Raw genomic sequence first — 15,681 nt, 5'->3', positions numbered from 1 at the left:
TGACACCACCCCCCAGGTCATGCCTTCGACAGGGGGACACAGTCATGCCGGAACCGGAGGCCAGCGGCCCTCTTGCAGGACCGCAGAAAACATAACGGGGGGGCAAGCTCGCATCCAGAAGTGAACGCGTCCGCAGCACTCCCGAAGCGGATCAGGCGTCGAGGACCAGGCGGGCGCTCTTCGCCCGGGAGACGCAGATCATCATGGTGTCGCCCGCGGCGCGCTCCTGCTCGGTCAGGACCGAGTCGCGGTGGTCGATCTCGCCGGACAGCACCTTCGTCTCGCAGGTCCCGCAGATCCCCTCCTCACAGGAGGTCAGCACCGGCACACCGGCGGCTTCGACGGCTTCGAGGACGGTCATGTCCTCGGAGACCAGCAGCTTCCTGCCGGACTGGGCCAGTTCGACCTCGAAGCTGCTCCGCGGCCCGGCCGCGAGGTCCTGCTTCGGGGCGAAGCGCTCCAGGTGCAGAGACCCGCTCGGCCACTTCTCGCAGCCGGCCTCGACCGCCGCCAGCAGCGGTTCCGGGCCGCAGCTGTAGACGGCCGTCTTCCGTTGCGGCTTGCCCAGGAGCGAGGCCAGGTCCAGCAGCCCGTACTCGTCCTGCGGCCGCAGGCTCACCCGCTCCCCGTACGCCCGCCGCAGCGTCTCACCGAACGCCATCGAGGCTCGGGTGCGGCCCCCGTAGACGAGGCGCCAGTCGGCGCGGGTCGCGTTGACGGCCGCCAGCATCGGCAGAATCGGCGTGATGCCGATGCCGCCCGCGATGAACAGGTAGCTCTTGGCCTTCACGAGCGGAAAGTGGTTGCGCGGCCCGCGGACGCGAACCGACTCGCCCTCCGTGAGTACGTCGTGGACGTGGCTCGACCCGCCACGGCTTTCCGGTTCACGCAGCACCGCGACCTGAAACCGGGACCGATCCGCCGGGTCTCCGCACAGTGAGTACTGCCGGACCAGATCGGCTCGCAGGATCAGATCGATATGGGCTCCCGGCTGCCATTGCGGCAGTGGACGGCCTTCCGGGTGGCGCAGCGTCAACAGCGCGACACCTTCGGCCAGTGTTTCCTTGCGTTCCACCACGAGATCGAGTTCGACTTCGGTGCCGAGATTACTCATGATCGCCCTTCATTTCTCCGGAGATGATGCGGTGAGGTGTCGTCCCGGCCGATCAGGACGGGAAGCAACGTCCGAAGTCGCGCAGCAGTCGGGGGGATCCGTTCAGCTTGATCTGCCGACGCACCAGCGCCCACGCCAACATGGACGGCTTGGCGAGGAAACGCAGCCAGGTGCGGGTGTCGGCGGTGATCCTCAGGTCCGGCTCACCGTGATGTCCTTCGGTGACATCGAGTTCGCGGTCGCGGATGGTCACGGTGAGCTGCCGGGATTCGTCGCCGGTGAAGGTGAAATGGTAGGTGGCGGACATGTCCTTGGCCTGTTCGCGCTGAAAGATCAGCGGCAGGCCTTCCACCAGACCGTCGATGCTGTTCGCCCGCAGACTCATCGCCACATGCTTCGTGCGCTTGTTGGGGAACCGGTCGGCCACGTGCTGTTCCGCGTCGGAACCAGGAACGACGTAGACCGTCTCCTCCTTGTCCATCAGAGGGCGCACGACCTGGGTCAGATGTTCCTTGCGATTGTCCAGCCAGGGGCCGATCACGTCTTCGCCGGCCGGGCAGACCGACATGCAGTAAGCGGCTTTGTAGTTCGCGCCGAAGGACAGGCTCTGCCACATCGACGCGCTCTCGCTGTCGCTGACCCGCGAACGGTAGTCGTGGGCGTCACGGCTCTCGGCGACCTGTTCGGCCCAGTCGCCGAAGCCGCCCATGAACTCACGGTAGTTGTGCGTGTAGCAGGCGGAGAAGTTGAAATGACCGTCGGAGGCGATCGCCCCGGTCGGGCAGGCCGTCACGCACAACTTGCATTCCAGGCACGGGTTGTACTCGATGGGCCGGGTGTATTCGCTGACCTCGGCGTCGATGAGGATGGTGCCGAGCAGGATGAAGTTGCCGAACTTGGGGTGGATGACGTTGCGGTGAATACCCATCTTGCCGAGCCCCGCCGCGACGGCGACCGGCTTGTGCGAGACGACCCACGCCTTCCTCGGGAACTTGTCCATCTCCATGGGAAAGCCCATCGCGGGATTGATGGCGCGCACGCCCATCGCCTCCAGCTCGCCCACCACGTGCCGGCCGATCTCGTTGGTGTGGTCGCCCGTGTGATGGAACTCCAGATTGGCCACCGAGCGCGCGGGAGTGCGGATGTTCTCCCGGTTCATGCGGGTCACGATGCTGATCAGCGTGCGGACGCCCGGTAGCGCCGCGTTCAGGTCCTCGCGCTGGTCGGCGATGTCGGTCCGGTCGATCTCGACGAAGCCGACGTCGTCCGCGCCCGCGTCCAGACACAGCTGGCGCAACCGCGACGCGTCCAGTGGCTCGGCGGGCCGGTTGGCGGTGCGGTCGCGCCGGCGGGCTTGAACGACGGTGGGATGGTCTTCGAGTTTGTTCTTGGCCATCGAGCGTCACCTCAGGGTGCTGGGCCTGCAAGTTTCATGAAGCAACTCGCACACTAGCCTTGTGAGTTTCATGAAGCAACTTACGGAGAAGGTGTGGTCATTCGTTGGGTGTGCGGCTGAATCCGGCCACAACTTGCCCACCTGAGGGGGGAGTTGAGTGGCCGGTATGCACCGAGCCGCAGGAGCCGGCGGAACTCCGAGCGGCTGCGGCAGTGGCAACCGCGAAGCTCGCTCCGCTACTTCACGCCGGCTGGTCGATGAGTGCCGGGCCGGGAAGAAGGTCCACGGCGTCCGGGCCCACCACGTGTCCGCAGTCGGTGCACACGAGCTGTTCCCGCACGTCGCCTCCGCATCCCACATGGTTCGCGACGCGCGGAGGCCCGGCCGGATGCGCGGCGTGCTCGTCGCCCCAGTGCATCAGGCCGAGCAGCGCGGTGAGCAGGTCCCTGGCCTTGTCCGTCGGGCGGTACTCGTAGCGGGCCGGCCGCTCCTGGTAGCAGACCCGTTCCAGCAGGCCGTCGTCGACCAGCTTGGAAAGGCGGTTGGTGAGTACGTTGCGCGCGATGCCGAGGCTGTCCTGGAACTCCTCGAAACGGCGCAGGCCGAGCTGCGCATCGCGGATGATCAGCAAGGTCCAGCGCTCGCCCACGACTTCCAGGGTCCGGGCGATGGAGCACAGCTGACTGTCGTACATTCGGCCCAACATGCCGCGAATTTAGCACGTTGCGTCACGCAACTGATAGGGGGCGGCCGTGCGGGTGACGGGTGACGGCGTTCATGCCCCCGCGAGCAACAGGTCGGCCAGCACCTCAGGGCTCTCCAGAGCCATGAAGTGGTCCGCTCCCGGCACCTGTGTGAAAGCGGCGGTGGGCAGCAGCTTCCTGTTGGCTTCCCGGTCCGAGGGGCGGGACCAGTCGTTCTCCCCGTAGACGAAGTGGACGGGGGCCTTGACCTCGGGGTACCGCTCGCGGGCGGCGATGAGGCTGGGCATGTTCCGGTACAGGGCGCGGGCGACGGTCGGGTAGCCGGCGCGCCTGCCCACCTGGAGCAGCTCGTCCAGGTAGTCCTCGCGGAAGGCGGTCTTGTCCCCGACGCCGCCCTGGAGGATCTTGCGAAGAACGGGCTTGGGCTCCTGCTGGGCGATCACGGGGCCCACTCCCGGCGCGGTGATCCCGCTGATCACCATGCGGGCGAGGAGGCTGGAGCGGGTGATCCCGCCGCGGTAGTCGTACGGGTTCACCGCGACGACGCGTCGTACCCGCGCCGGGAGGTCTGCGGCGGTGGTCAGGGCGAGCACCGCCCCGAGGGATTCGCCGAGCAACGTCACGTCGTGCAGGTCGAGTTCGGTGAGGAGGCGTTCGACGCCGGTGCGCATGGCCGGCTCGTCGTACGACGCTCCGGGCACGATCTCGGAGTAGCCCATCCCCGGCAGGTCGAGGGCGTACACCGTGTACTGCTCCGCGACCAGCGGGATGAGATGGCGGAAGTGTTCGGCCTGGGTGCGGACGGTGTGCAGCAGCACCAGAGGGGCGCCGGTGCCCGCCTTGAGGTAGCGCAGGGTTCCCTCCCGGCCGTGGTGTCCCGCGCGCGGGGCGAGAGTGTGGGTGGCGGTCCCCGCGATGTGGATCGTGGGGCGGGCTTCCGGACCGGGCATGGCTCTGCTTCTCCTTGTACTGGCTGGCCAGGTGGGTCTTCTCTGGGCTGACTGCGGGTTGGCCAGGTGGGGGTGGGGCCCTGCTGGGTTGGTTGGGAGCGGGGCCTAGTGGGCGAGTTGGGGGTAGAGGGCGGTGAGGTCGCCGGCGAGGCCTGATTTGACCTGGCGGGTGAGGTCGTCGCCGAGGATCTCGTGGGCGCCGGTCTCGATGCCGTCGAGGGCGAGTGCGGCGATGGTGCGGGGGTCGGACTTGGGTGCGTCGGTACCGGCGGCCAGGTCGGTGTCGACGTAGGCCATGTGCATGCCGGTGACGGCGATGCCCCGGGGAGCGAGGTCCAGGCGCAGGGAGTTGGTCTGCGACCACAGGGCGGCCTTGGAGGCGCTGTAGGAGCCGCCCAGCGCCAGCCAGGACAGTACCGAGTGCATGGTGAGGATGTGGCCGCCGCCGTTGCGCTCGATGACGGGCGCGAACGCGCGGGTGAGCAGCAGCGGGCCGTAGAAGTTGGTCTCGAACTCCCGGCGCACGTCCTCCACGGGGGAGTCGAGGAAGGACGCGCCGACCGCGGCACCCGCGTTGTTGATCAGCACGGTGACATCCTGCGCCTCCGCGGCGGCCGCCGCCACGGACGCCGGGTCCGTCACCTCCAGCGCCACCGCCACGGCGTCGGGATGCGTCACCGTGCGCGGGTCCCGGGCGGTGGCGTACACCTTGCCCGCACCCCGCGCGTACAGCTCCTCCACCAGGGCCTTGCCGATACCCCGGCTGCCGCCGGTGACGAAGACGCTCGCGCCCTTCAGAGCAGTCATGACTACCTCCACACACATTAGAAACCGACCGGTTTCCAACACAGTAAACCGATCGGTTTCCAAAGCGCAAGTCGGCAGAAGGGGAGATCGCGTGCGCTGATGTCGGGTGCGTTCCGCGGGGGAGCGGCCGTTGCACGGGCGAGCGGACGTGCTCACTCCTCGGAGTCAGCCCACAGTGGCGGGGACCCGCTCGTCGGAGGCGTCATCCGAGGCGTTGGCGGAGGCGTCGTCGGACGTGCCGTGCGAGGTGCCGGCGGCGGGCGTGTCGGTCTCCTTGATGCCGAACCGGTCGTAGAAGCGCGCCAGCGGTCCCGGTGCCCACCAGGCAGCCCTGCCCAGCAGTCGCATCACGGCCGTTCCCAGCAGGATGCGCACGATCAGTACGTCCGTCAGGACCGCGAACACCATGCCGACGCCGAACAGCTTGATGGTCAGCACACCGCTCGTCCCGATCGCCGCGAGCGGCACGCACATCAGCACCGCGGCGCTCACGACCAGGCGGCCGATGGACCCGAGCCCGGTCGCCACGGCTTCCGTGCTGTCGCCCAGGTGGTCGTACTGCTCCCGCATCCGGGACACCAGGAACACCTCGTAGTCCATGGAGAGCCCGAAGATCAGGGCGAACAGCATGATCGGCATGTTGGGCTCGATGTTGCCCGTCGGATCGAAGCCGAGCAGGTGGTGCAGATGGCCGTCCTGGAAGACCCAGACCAGCATGCCGAAGGTGGCGGACAGCGACAGCAGGTTCATCGCGATCGCCTTGAGCGGCAGCAGCACCGAGCCGAACGCGAGGAACAGCAGGATGTACGTCATCACCGCGATGTAGAGCAGCATCCACGGCAGGGTCTCGCCGAGGGCGTCCAGGGTGTCGCTGTAGACCGCCGATTCGCCGCCGAAGTACGCCCGGGCGCCCGGCGGTTCGGGAACGTCCTTGAGCCGCTTCACCAGATCGCGCGCATGGGTCGAGACGGCCTCGCCCTCGAAGGTGACCGACACGCGAGCCGTGTCGCCCTCGACTCCCGTGATCCTGGCGCTCGTGGCGCCCTCCGTCGCGCCGAGCCGCTCGGCGTACGCCCGCAGCGCCGCCCCCTGTTCCTTCGAGGTGCCGTCGGACTTCAGCACGAGCAGTGAGTCGATCGACTTCACGGCGTCGCTGTCGAAGTCCTTCTCCATGGTGGTGAAGACCTGGCGGCCCTCGGAACTGCTCGGCAATTGCTGGGCGTTGATGGAGCCGAACTCGATCCTGGAGAACGGCAGGGCGAGGACCAGCAGAAGCCCCACCGCACCCACGACCACGAATCCCCGCCGCCGCATCAGGCCGTGCCCGAAGCGGTACCAGGAACCCTCGCCCGCCGACGCCGGGCGCACGGTCTTCCCACGGCGGCGCAGCGGGAGGGCGTTGACCTTCGGGCCCAGGACGGCGAGCACCGCGGGCAGCGCGACCAGGGAGAAAAGCACGGACAGCAGGACCGCGGCCACACCGCCGTACGACATCGACTTCAGGAACGTCGACGGGAAGAGGGTCAGGCCGGCCAGTGCCACCGCGACCGTGACGCCGGAGATCACCACGGTGCGCCCGGCCGTGGCGAGCGTGCGCGCGAGCGCCTCCTCGCCCGAGTGCCCGCGCTCCAGCTCCTCGCGGTAGCGGCTCACGATCAGCAGGCCGTAGTCGATGGCGACCGCGAGCCCCAGGATCGTGACCAGGCTCATGGCGAACACGGAGACGTCGGTGATGTTCGAGATGAGCCGCAGGACGGCCATGGAGCCCGCGATGGAGAGCACGCCGACGACGAGCGGGAGGAAGGCCGCGGCCAGACCGCCGAACACCAGCAGCAGGAGCACGAAGAGGACGGGGGCCGAGAACATCTCGGCGGCTCTCAGGTCGTGTTCGATCTTCTGCCCGGCCTGATAGCCGGTCGGCACCGTCCCGCCCTGGAGGGTCTCCAGACCCGGCGCGGGGATCTTGTCCTTGATCGCCTTGTACGCGTCCTCCTTGGCCTTCTCGCTGTCTCCGTGAAGGTTCAGGGCGACGTAGGTGGCGTGGCGGTCGTGGCTGACCTGCGCCGGCATCTTCGTCGTCCAGAAGTCCAGGTATCCGGTCACCTCCGACTCCGGCAGGGACTCCAGCTGCCGGACGACCGCCTGCCGGAAGGACGGGTCGTCGACGGTTCGGTCGTCGTCCCGGTAGACGATCACGGCGTCCGGTGTCCGCTGCGGGAACGCCTTCTCGGCGAGCTGGGCCGCGCGCACGCTGTCCGAGCCGGGGTCCTGGAAGCCGAGCGGGGTCAGGGAGCCGAAGACTCCGGCTCCGTAGGCGCCGGACAGGACGGCGAACAGCATGGTCAGTATCAGCAGGGGCTTTCGTCTGCGGTGCAGCAGACGCCCGAATTTCTCGAACATGAATTCTCCTGGTCGCGTGCTCTTGTTGCTTGCTGTGGGTTCAGGCGCCGGTGACTCGGACTGCTCCGGCCAGGGCGGGAAGACGTCGGCCGCAGGCGCGAACCGCTCCGCCGGGAACGAGGCGATGACCTCCGGTGCGGCCGGGCCGTCGGAGCGCTCGTCAGGGGGCGGCCGTCAGGGGGCGGCCGTCAGGGGGCGGCCATCAGGGGGTGGTCGTCAGTGGGCGGTCGATGACCACGTGAGGAACCATAACAGTGTTTTGATTGCTCGCAACCGATCGGTTTCCGCAGGGCTTGACCTGGTCTCCTCTTCCTTCCGGTCATCTGAGCGGCCGTACCGGTGTGTATTCGTAACGGTGTTGTCATACGCTTACGGCATGGCCCGACCCAAGACACATGACGAATCGCTGCGGCTCCGGCTCCTGCATCGCGCGGCCGCCACGGTTTTCGAACGGGGCACGGCCGCGCTGAGCCTGCGGCAGCTCGCGGCGGACGTGAAGACCTCGACCACGGCGGTCTACTCGCTGTTCGGCAGCAAGGCCGGTCTGCTCGGCAGCCTGTACCAGGAGGCAGTGCGCCTCTTCGTCGAGCGCCTGGCCGCCGTCCGCCCGACGGCCGACCCGGCCGGGGACGTGATCCGTATCGGGCTGGCCTATCGCGAGTACGCCGTGGCCAACCCGCACCTCTACGCCATCCTCTTCTCCGACCGCGGTGCCGAGTGCCCGTCCGACGGGGACGGGCCGCGTGAGGTCGTGGAGACGTATCGGCCCCTCGTCGACGCCGTGCGCCGCGGGCAGCAGGCCGGGCAGTTCGGTTCCGCCTCGGACGCCGAGGTCGTCGCCCTGTCCGTGTGGGGCACGGCCCACGGCCTGGTCTCCCTGGTGCTGTCCGGCAACGAGCCGCCGGGGCTCGCGGTCGCCGACTGCTACGAGCGGGCGCTGCGGGCGTTGGTGGCGGGGTGGCGGGAGAGTGAGGAGTCGGCTGCGGGACTCGCGACGGTGACGTGATCCGCCCGGAGCCTGTGCGATGTCCGCGGGCGGCCTCGGTGATGTCCTCGGCGGCGGCCTCGGCGGCGAGATTCGGCGCCCCCTGCCGCGCTCCCGACGGGTGGCTCGGGGTGGCACGCGCGGGCCGTGGTGGCGCGCGACGCAGACTTGCGTGCGGAAACTGATCAGTTTACGGTGGTGAAACTGATCGGTTTCTTGTTGTCGGGGCGGGCGGGTTCCGACGGCGACCCCCTCGTGAGGAGCACAGATGACTGCCGCGCGCGACGCCGAGGGACGGCTGCCGAGTCCCAGGCTCCCGGCGAAGCTGGCCGCTCACCCGTCGGTGCAGGCCGTGCTCGCCCGGCGCAGAGCCGGTGACGCGGCGCGGCCCCCGGCGGTGATCGACGCGGCCTGGCTGCGCGAGCTGTGTCTGGCGGCCGGCGCGGACGACGCGGCCGCGGTGAGCCTGGACCACCCCGACCTGGCGGGCGAGCGCGAGTACGCGCGGTCGGCGCTGCCCGGCACCCGCACCCTGATCGCGATGGCGGTCCGGATGAACCGCGACAACTGCCGCTCCCCGGCCCGCAGCGTGGCCAACCAGGAGTTCCACCAGGCCGACGAGCAGGCCAACCATGCCGCGCGCGGCGTCACCCGGGCACTCCAGGACGCCGGGTACCGCGCACTCAATCCGTCCGTCGGCTTCCCCCAGGAGATGGACCGCTTCCCCCGCGAGCGGATCTGGGTGGTGGCGCACAAGACGATCGCGGTGGCCGCCGGGCTCGGCGTGATGGGACTGCACCGCAACGTCATCCATCCGAAGTTCGGCAGCTTCGTCCTGCTGGTCACCGTCCTGGTGGACGCGGAGGTGAGCGAGTACGGGCAGGCCCTGGACTACAACCCCTGTATCGACTGCAAGTTGTGCGTCGCGGCCTGCCCGGTCGGCGCCATCGCCAAGGACGGCGCCTTCGACGGCCTGGCCTGCACCACGCACAACTACCGCGAGTTCATGAGCGGGTTCACCGACTGGGCGCAGACCGTGGCCGACAGCGAGGACGCCGCCGACTACCGCTCCCGGGTCACCGACTCCGAGAGTGCCTCCATGTGGCAGAGCCTCAGCTCGCCTCCCGGCTACAAGTCCGGCTACTGCCTCGCCGTCTGTCCCGCTGGGGAGGACGTCCTGGGCCCGTACCTGGACGACCGGAAGGCGTTCATGGACACCGTGCTGCGACCGCTCCAGGACAAGAAGGAAACGCTGTACGTCCTGCCGGGGTCGCACGCGCAGGAGTACGCCCGGCGCCGATTTCCCCACAAGCCCGTCAAGGAAGTCACCGGGGGCTGGCAGCCCCCGGCGAAGCGATCCGCCTCCACCGAACGAGAGCAACGTACGTCATGAGTGACATTCACCCCTTCCGCGTCCTGCGCGCCCGACCGCTGTGGATCGCCAACGGCGTCATCACGGGCGTACTCGCGCTCCTGTTCGCCGTGTTCTACGTCGGCGCCAACATCGATCCGGCCGGTCATCTGAGCAAGCTGCCGGTCGGCCTGGTCAACGCCGACAAGGGAGCCGTCGTCGGTGGCGAGCAGGTCAATCTGGGAGCGCGGATCACCGAGTCGATAGAGAAGTCCGACGCGGGGGACGGCAAGGTCGACTGGAAGGTGATGGACGAGAAGGAGATGAAGGAGGAACTGGGCGAGGGCAAGCTGTTCGGCGCGCTCGTCGTCCCCGCCCCCTTCACCTCGTCCGTCGCCGCACTGACAAGCACCACGAGCACCACGAGCAGTACAAGCGCCACGGACACCGCGAACGCCGGGACTCCGGCCCGTCCGACGCTGACGGTGGTCACCAACCAGTCGGCCGGCAGTCTGGGCTCCGGCCTGGCCCGGACGGTGACCACCCGGGCGGCCGAGAACGCCTCGCTCCAGGTCGGCAGGCAGCTGACCGCCCAGATCGGGCCCGCGCAGGCGAACCTGCCCGCCGCGGCACGCGTCCTGCTCGCCGACCCGGCCGCCGTCACCGTCGAGGACGGGCATCCGCTCGACCCGCACAGCGGCCTGGGCCTGACGGCGTTCTACTACGCGCTCACCCTCGTCGTCGTCGGCATGCTCTCCGCCAACGTCATCAGCGGCCAGGTCGACCACGCCCTCGGCTACACCCACAACGACATGGGCCCGCTGCGCCTGCACCGCCCGCTGATCCGGGCGACGCGCGTCCAGACCCTCGCCATCAGCAGCACCCTCATGGCCGCCCTGTCGCTACTGATGGGCACCCTGGTCATGGCCGGCGCGGTCGGCATCATGGGCATGGACGCCTCCCATCTGCCACTGCTGTGGCTGTACTCGGTGTGCGCCATCGCCGTCTCCGGCATCGGCGCGCTCAGCCTCCTCGCCGTGTTCGGCACGCCCGGGATGCTGGTGGTCACGCTGGTCTTCATCGGGATGGCGGTGCCGACGGCGGGAGCCACCACCCCCATCGAGGCGCTGCCCGGCTTCTACCGCTTCCTCGCCGAGTTCGAGCCGCTGCGGCAGATCACCGGTGGCATCCGCTCGATCCTCTACTACGACGCGCAGGGCGACGCGGGCCTGACCCGGGGCTGGCTCATGATGGGCGTCGGCCTCGTGGCGGCCGTGCTGTTCGGCTTCGGCGTGCTGAGCTGGTACGACCGCAAGGGCCTGCACCGCATCCCGTTGGAGACGGCACCCGAGAAGCCGGCGGTCACGGTCTGAGGGGCGTCGCCCCCCGTGCGTCGGTGGGCGTGGCCACCGCCGCCACCAGGAAACCGATCGGTTTCCTTTTGCTTCTCCTTGGGTTAATCTCGTGCTATGACCACCGAAGTGAAGCAAACCCCCAGGGAGCGGCTGCTGGAGGCGGCGGCCGCACTCACCTATCGAGACGGCGTCGGCATCGGCGTCGAGGCGCTCTGCAAGGCGGCGGGAGTGTCCAAGCGCTCCATGTACCAGCTGTTCGAGAGCAAGGACGAACTGCTCGCGGCGAGCCTGGAGCGGCGCACCACCACCTATGTGGCGGCGCTCCTGCCCGCGGCGGACGACAGCCGCTCGCCCCGGGAGCGGATCCTGCATGTCTTCGAGCAGCTGGAATCGCAGTCGGGTGCGCCCGAGTTCTACGGCTGCCCCTATCTGGCCGCGCAGATCGAACTGAAGGACCAGGGTCACCCCGCGAGCCGGGTCGCCCACGGGGTCAAGGAGAACCTGACCGCCTTCTTCCGCGCCGAGGCCGAGCGGGGCGGGGCGGACGACCCCGGCCTGGTGGCACGGCAGCTCAGTCTGGTCTTCGACGGCGCCAGTGCCCGTGCGGGAATCGGGGCGGACAGGCTCTCGGGGCTCGTCGCGCCCACGGTGACCAGCCTGCTCGACGCCGCGGCCGTGAAGTGACGTACCGCCCCTCGGCCCCAAGGCCTTCCGAGGCCCGCTCTCCGGCGCGCTGCTCCCCTCTGTGACGTTCTTCTCGCTGCCTGCGCCTGCCCGCACTTGCCTGCGGAAACCGATCGGTTTACGATGTTGGAAACCGATCGGTTTCCAAGTGGTGCGGGAGTACATGATGACGACAGATCGACCGACGGCACTCGTGACGGGCGCGTCGTCCGGTATCGGGAGGGAGACCGCTCGTGCGCTGGTCGCGGCGGGTTTCGACGTGATCGGCACGAGCCGGGACATCACGCGCGTCACCCCGCTCGCCGGCGTGACGTTCCTCGGCCTCGACGTGGCCGACGACGCCTCGGTCGCCGGAGTGGTCCAGGAGGTGCAGGAGCGGTTCGGGCGGATCGACGTCCTGGTCAACAACGCCGGCGTCGGCTCGACGGGAGCCGCGGAGGAGACCTCCGTCGAGCAGGCCCGGGCCGTCTTCGACACCAACGTCTTCGGGGTCATGCGGATGGTGACGGCGGTCCTGCCGTACATGCGCGCCCAGAAGCGCGGCCGCATCATCAACATCTCGTCCGTGCTCGGCTTCATGCCCCAGCCGTACATGGCGGTCTACGCCGCCTCCAAGCATGCGATCGAGGGCTACTCCGAGTCCCTGGACCACGAGATCCGCGAGCACGGCGTCCGGTCGCTCCTCGTCGAACCCGCCTACACCAGGACCGGGTTCGAGGCCAACAGCGCGAAGCCGGACCTGCCCCTGCACGCCTATGCGCAGCAGCGGCAGACCGTCGACCGTGTGATGGCGGAGGCGATCAGGGACGGTGACGCGCCGGCCGTCGTCGCCGAGGCGATCGTCGCCGCGGCGACCGACCCCAGGCCCAAGCTGCGCTACACCGCCGGCCCCATGGCCGGACGCGTGAGCACCCTGCGCCGCCTCGCTCCCGCCCGCGCCTTCGACAGGCAGATCCGCAAGATCAACCGCCTGGCGGGCTGACCTGCGTCCAGCAGCCGACGGCTGTCTGAGGAGCCGATCGACGACGGCTGTCACGGCGTGGAACGGAACCGGGCACAGGGTGACTCGGTGGACGGCCGGGGTCACTCGCGGACGGCGGCGGTGACCCCCCGTCCGCTCAGCCGACGACCGCCGCGCGCACGCACAGCACGTCCGGCAGGTGCGACAGCAGCTGTCGCCAGCTGTCGCCGTCGTCGGCCGACGCGTACACCTCGCCGTTGCGGTTGCCGAAGTACACCCCCGCCGGGTCCGCGTCGTCCGTGCACATCGCGTCGCGCAGCACCGTGCCGTAGTGGTCCTCCGACGGCAGGCCCGCCGTCAGCGGCTCCCAGCTCTTGCCCGCGTCCGCCGTGCGGAAGACCCGGCAGCGGTGGTCGGCCGGAACGCGGTCCGCGTCGGCGTTGATCGGGAAGACGTAGGCGGTGTCCCCGCGGTGCGGATGGGCGACGGCGGCGAAACCGAACGTGGAGGGCAGCCCGGCGCCGATGTCCTCCCAGTGCGCTCCCGCGTCGTCGCTGCGGTACACGCCCCAGTGGTTCTGGAGGTAAAGCCGGTCGGGGGTCGTCGCGTCCCGGGTCACCTTGTGCACGCACTGGCCGAACTCCGGGTCGGGGTCCGGCAGGAACACCGCCGACACACCGGAGTTGGACGGCGACCAGCTCGCCCCGCCGTCCTCGGTGCGGAACACCCCGGCGGCGGAGACGGCCACGGTCATCGCGCGCGCGTCGCGCCGGTCGGTGAGGATCGTGTGCAGGCCCTCACCGCCGCCGCCCGGGGCCCACCTGTCGCGCGTCGGGTGCTCCCACAGCGGCCGGACCAGCTCGAAGGTCTCGCCCCGGTCCTCGGAGCGGTACAACGCGGCCGGTTCCGTGCCCGCGTACACCACGTCCGGTTCGGCGGCCGACGGGTGCAGCTGCCACACCCGCTCCAGCGAGGCCCCGGTGTCCTTGGGGAACTTGACCGCGGGCCGGGCCGGTTCGGTCCAGGTGCGGCCGAGGTCGTCCGAGTGGAACACGGAGGGGCCCCAGTGGGCGCTGTCGCCGCCGACCAGCAGCCGGGGGGTGTCCGAACGGGTGTCGATGGCGACCGCGTAGATCGCCTGCGCGTTGAAGTACGGCGTCTCGTCGAACTCCCAGGCGCCTCCCCGCCGCCGCCCGATGAACAGCCCCTTGCGTGTGCCCACGGTGAGCAGTACCTCAGCCATCCCGGCCACCTCCCGGACATCGTCGTCCCAGTCACCGGCCAGTCTGCACCCCACCACTGACAGTCACCCCTCGCAACGGCTCCGTCGCAGGTCAGCCGGTGTGTGAGCGGCTTCGGGACGGGCCCGGGCCGATCGGGCCGGGCGGGGGTGACCCACATCGCATGAGCAGGGCGGCGGCCGCCACCGTATGGGAGAGCGGTCCGGCAGTCCTGCGTGTGCGAGGGAGGGTGCCCCCGATGGTGGCATTCCGTGGTCCGAAGGTGTGGCTGTGGCGATGGCGGCGCAACCCGCTCAGAAGGCGCGGTGACCGGCTGGAGTCCTGGGTCGTGCTGATCACCTGGGCGCTGACCCTGTTCGGCGGGGTGGCCGCGGGGCTCATGGCCGCCGACTCCGTCGAGTCCGGCCTCGCCCGGCAGCGCGCCGAGTGGCGCCAGGTCGGCGCGGTCCTCACCGAGGACGCGCCCGAACCGGCCGGCACGAGCAGTACGGGCACGGAGAAGGTCTGGGCGAAGGTCCGCTGGACCGCCCCGGACGGCTCCGAGCGCGAGGGTCAGGCCCGGGTCGATCCCGCCAGCCTGATGGGGGCACGTGTCACCGTCTGGACGGACGCCGGGGGCCTGCTGGTCACCAAGCCCGCCAGTGCGTCCCAGGCCCGGTTGCGCGCAGCGCTCGTGGGCGGCCTCGCGGGTCTGTTCGCGGCGGCCGTGCCGTTCGTGGGCGGCCGACTCGTGCGCGGCCGCATGGAACGGCGGCGGATGGACCAGTGGGACGAGGAGTGGGAGCGGATCGGCCCCCTCTGGGAGCGCAAGATCTGGTGAGACGGAACGGGCGCGCGGGACGAGGGGCGTCCCGCGCGTGACGGCCGACGGCCGGACGAGGCCCGTGGGGGAGGCTCCGTCCGGCCGCGGGGTACTCACCGGTGGGTGACGAGCGATGTCACCGGTAGGTGATGTCCGAGGTGGCGTACTTGCAGTTGGTGCTGTCGGGGCCCGTACCGGCGGGGTCGTTGTTGTTGTACTTCTGGCAGGGGATGACCTTGCGGCCGCTGTCGTTGAGGATCGTGATGCCTCGCAGGGTCGCCACGTCGCCCCGGTTGACGTTGATGCCGACCAGGCGTGCGGTGGACCCCGTCCCCGTCACCTCGATGTTGCTGAGGTTGACCTTGCGGGTGTACTGCGTGGAGCAGTCGCCGCAGGAGCGGTACAGCGTCTTGAAGTCGCTGACCGCGAAGTTGGAGATGTTCAGGGTGCCGGGTCCGTTGTGCTGGAAGACCTTGTCGGCCGCCTTCTTGGCGCCGCCGCCGGTGACCGTGTACGTGGAGCCGCCGCGGAAGGTCGCCGCGTCCTCCCCGACGTCCTCCCACCAGACGTTCTGCAGGGTGCAGTTGCCCTCGCAGTGGATGCCGTCGGCGCCGGGCGCGCCGATGATGACGTTCTTCAGCGTCGCGCCGGCCGCGAGCTTGAAGATCGGGTCCTGGCCTTCCTCCTGGCCGTCACCGGCCAGCTCGCCGCTGCCGTAGTAGCGCACCATGCCGCCGTCCCGGGTGCCGGACACCGAGATGGTGGAGGACACCGGCTGACTGCCCTTGGCGGACGGCCAGGTCGCGGCGTTCGCCGGCGTGGCTCCACTAGTCATGATCATGCCAAACGAGAGGCTGAACGCGGCGAACGTGCCGGTCAGCGCGCGCGTGCGGGCACGCGGACGTGCTGCAGAAGTCATGTCCCGATTCCT

At 69.6% G+C, this 15,681-nt stretch carries 14 protein-coding genes; 6 read left to right on the top strand and 8 right to left on the bottom strand.

The window, feature by feature from the left end:
* Positions 1-151: 151 nt before the first annotated feature.
* The 6 genes from HW837_RS47310 to HW837_RS47285 form a co-directional block, all read right to left on the bottom strand.
* Positions 152-1,114: a PDR/VanB family oxidoreductase gene (locus HW837_RS47310; protein WP_045561706.1), complete on the bottom strand. Its 963-nt coding sequence runs from the start codon at positions 1,112-1,114 to the stop codon at positions 152-154.
* Between the two features lie 52 nt (positions 1,115-1,166).
* Entirely contained in the window at positions 1,167-2,510 is a 1,344-nt protein-coding gene (locus HW837_RS47305) for an SCP2 sterol-binding domain-containing protein (RefSeq protein ID WP_193382193.1), read from the bottom strand.
* A gap of 241 nt (positions 2,511-2,751) precedes the next feature.
* Positions 2,752-3,216: a winged helix-turn-helix transcriptional regulator gene (locus tag HW837_RS47300; protein WP_045561708.1), complete on the bottom strand. Its 465-nt coding sequence runs from the start codon at positions 3,214-3,216 to the stop codon at positions 2,752-2,754.
* Positions 3,217-3,285: 69 nt separating this feature from the next.
* The gene (locus HW837_RS47295; RefSeq protein WP_093790616.1) at positions 3,286-4,164 is read right to left on the bottom strand and encodes an alpha/beta fold hydrolase; all 879 of its coding nucleotides are present in this window, start codon (positions 4,162-4,164) and stop codon (positions 3,286-3,288) included.
* 105 nt (positions 4,165-4,269) lie between these two features.
* Positions 4,270-4,971 (bottom strand): SDR family oxidoreductase, encoded by a 702-nt coding sequence (locus tag HW837_RS47290; protein WP_045561710.1) that lies wholly within the window; start codon positions 4,969-4,971, stop codon positions 4,270-4,272.
* A 165-nt stretch (positions 4,972-5,136) separates the two neighbouring features.
* Positions 5,137-7,371, bottom strand: coding sequence for an MMPL family transporter (locus HW837_RS47285; protein WP_093790615.1), 2,235 nt, complete (start codon positions 7,369-7,371; stop codon positions 5,137-5,139).
* 376 nt (positions 7,372-7,747) lie between these two features.
* Here HW837_RS47285 and HW837_RS47280 point away from each other — a divergent pair, with 376 nt between their 5' ends.
* The 5 genes from HW837_RS47280 (at position 7,748) to HW837_RS47260 (ending at position 12,728) form a co-directional block, all read left to right on the top strand.
* Complete coding sequence (locus HW837_RS47280) at positions 7,748-8,377, top strand: TetR/AcrR family transcriptional regulator (protein WP_045561711.1); 630 nt, start codon at positions 7,748-7,750, stop codon at positions 8,375-8,377.
* A gap of 247 nt (positions 8,378-8,624) precedes the next feature.
* A complete protein-coding gene (locus HW837_RS47275) occupies positions 8,625-9,749 on the top strand; it encodes a 4Fe-4S binding protein (RefSeq protein WP_193382194.1) in 1,125 nt (374 codons plus the stop codon).
* Positions 9,746-11,080, top strand: coding sequence for a DUF3533 domain-containing protein (locus HW837_RS47270; protein WP_193382195.1), 1,335 nt, complete (start codon positions 9,746-9,748; stop codon positions 11,078-11,080). The genes HW837_RS47275 and HW837_RS47270 overlap by 4 nt, the downstream gene beginning before the upstream one ends.
* A 96-nt stretch (positions 11,081-11,176) precedes the next feature.
* A complete protein-coding gene (locus HW837_RS47265) occupies positions 11,177-11,746 on the top strand; it encodes a TetR/AcrR family transcriptional regulator (RefSeq protein ID WP_045561714.1) in 570 nt (189 codons plus the stop codon).
* Between the two features lie 166 nt (positions 11,747-11,912).
* The gene (locus HW837_RS47260) at positions 11,913-12,728 is read left to right on the top strand and encodes an oxidoreductase (protein ID WP_060885735.1); all 816 of its coding nucleotides are present in this window, start codon (positions 11,913-11,915) and stop codon (positions 12,726-12,728) included.
* 136 nt (positions 12,729-12,864) lie between these two features.
* On the opposite strand, the gene HW837_RS47255 is transcribed toward HW837_RS47260, so the two are convergent.
* A complete protein-coding gene (locus tag HW837_RS47255) occupies positions 12,865-13,950 on the bottom strand; it encodes a WD40/YVTN/BNR-like repeat-containing protein (RefSeq protein WP_045561841.1) in 1,086 nt (361 codons plus the stop codon).
* 236 nt (positions 13,951-14,186) lie between these two features.
* Here HW837_RS47255 and HW837_RS47250 point away from each other — a divergent pair, with 236 nt between their 5' ends.
* The gene (locus HW837_RS47250) at positions 14,187-14,768 is read left to right on the top strand and encodes an Rv1733c family protein (RefSeq protein WP_045561715.1); all 582 of its coding nucleotides are present in this window, start codon (positions 14,187-14,189) and stop codon (positions 14,766-14,768) included.
* Between the two features lie 118 nt (positions 14,769-14,886).
* Here HW837_RS47250 and HW837_RS47245 read toward each other — a convergent pair whose 3' ends face one another.
* Positions 14,887-15,669, bottom strand: coding sequence for a pectate lyase (locus HW837_RS47245; protein WP_045561716.1), 783 nt, complete (start codon positions 15,667-15,669; stop codon positions 14,887-14,889).
* Positions 15,670-15,681 lie beyond the last annotated feature (12 nt).

Source organism: Streptomyces caniscabiei (assembly GCF_014930365.1).
GTDB classification, from domain to species: domain Bacteria; phylum Actinomycetota; class Actinomycetes; order Streptomycetales; family Streptomycetaceae; genus Streptomyces; species Streptomyces caniscabiei.
The sequence above is the reverse complement of the archived record's forward strand: the minus strand, read 5'-3'. Positions and strand labels throughout refer to the sequence as shown.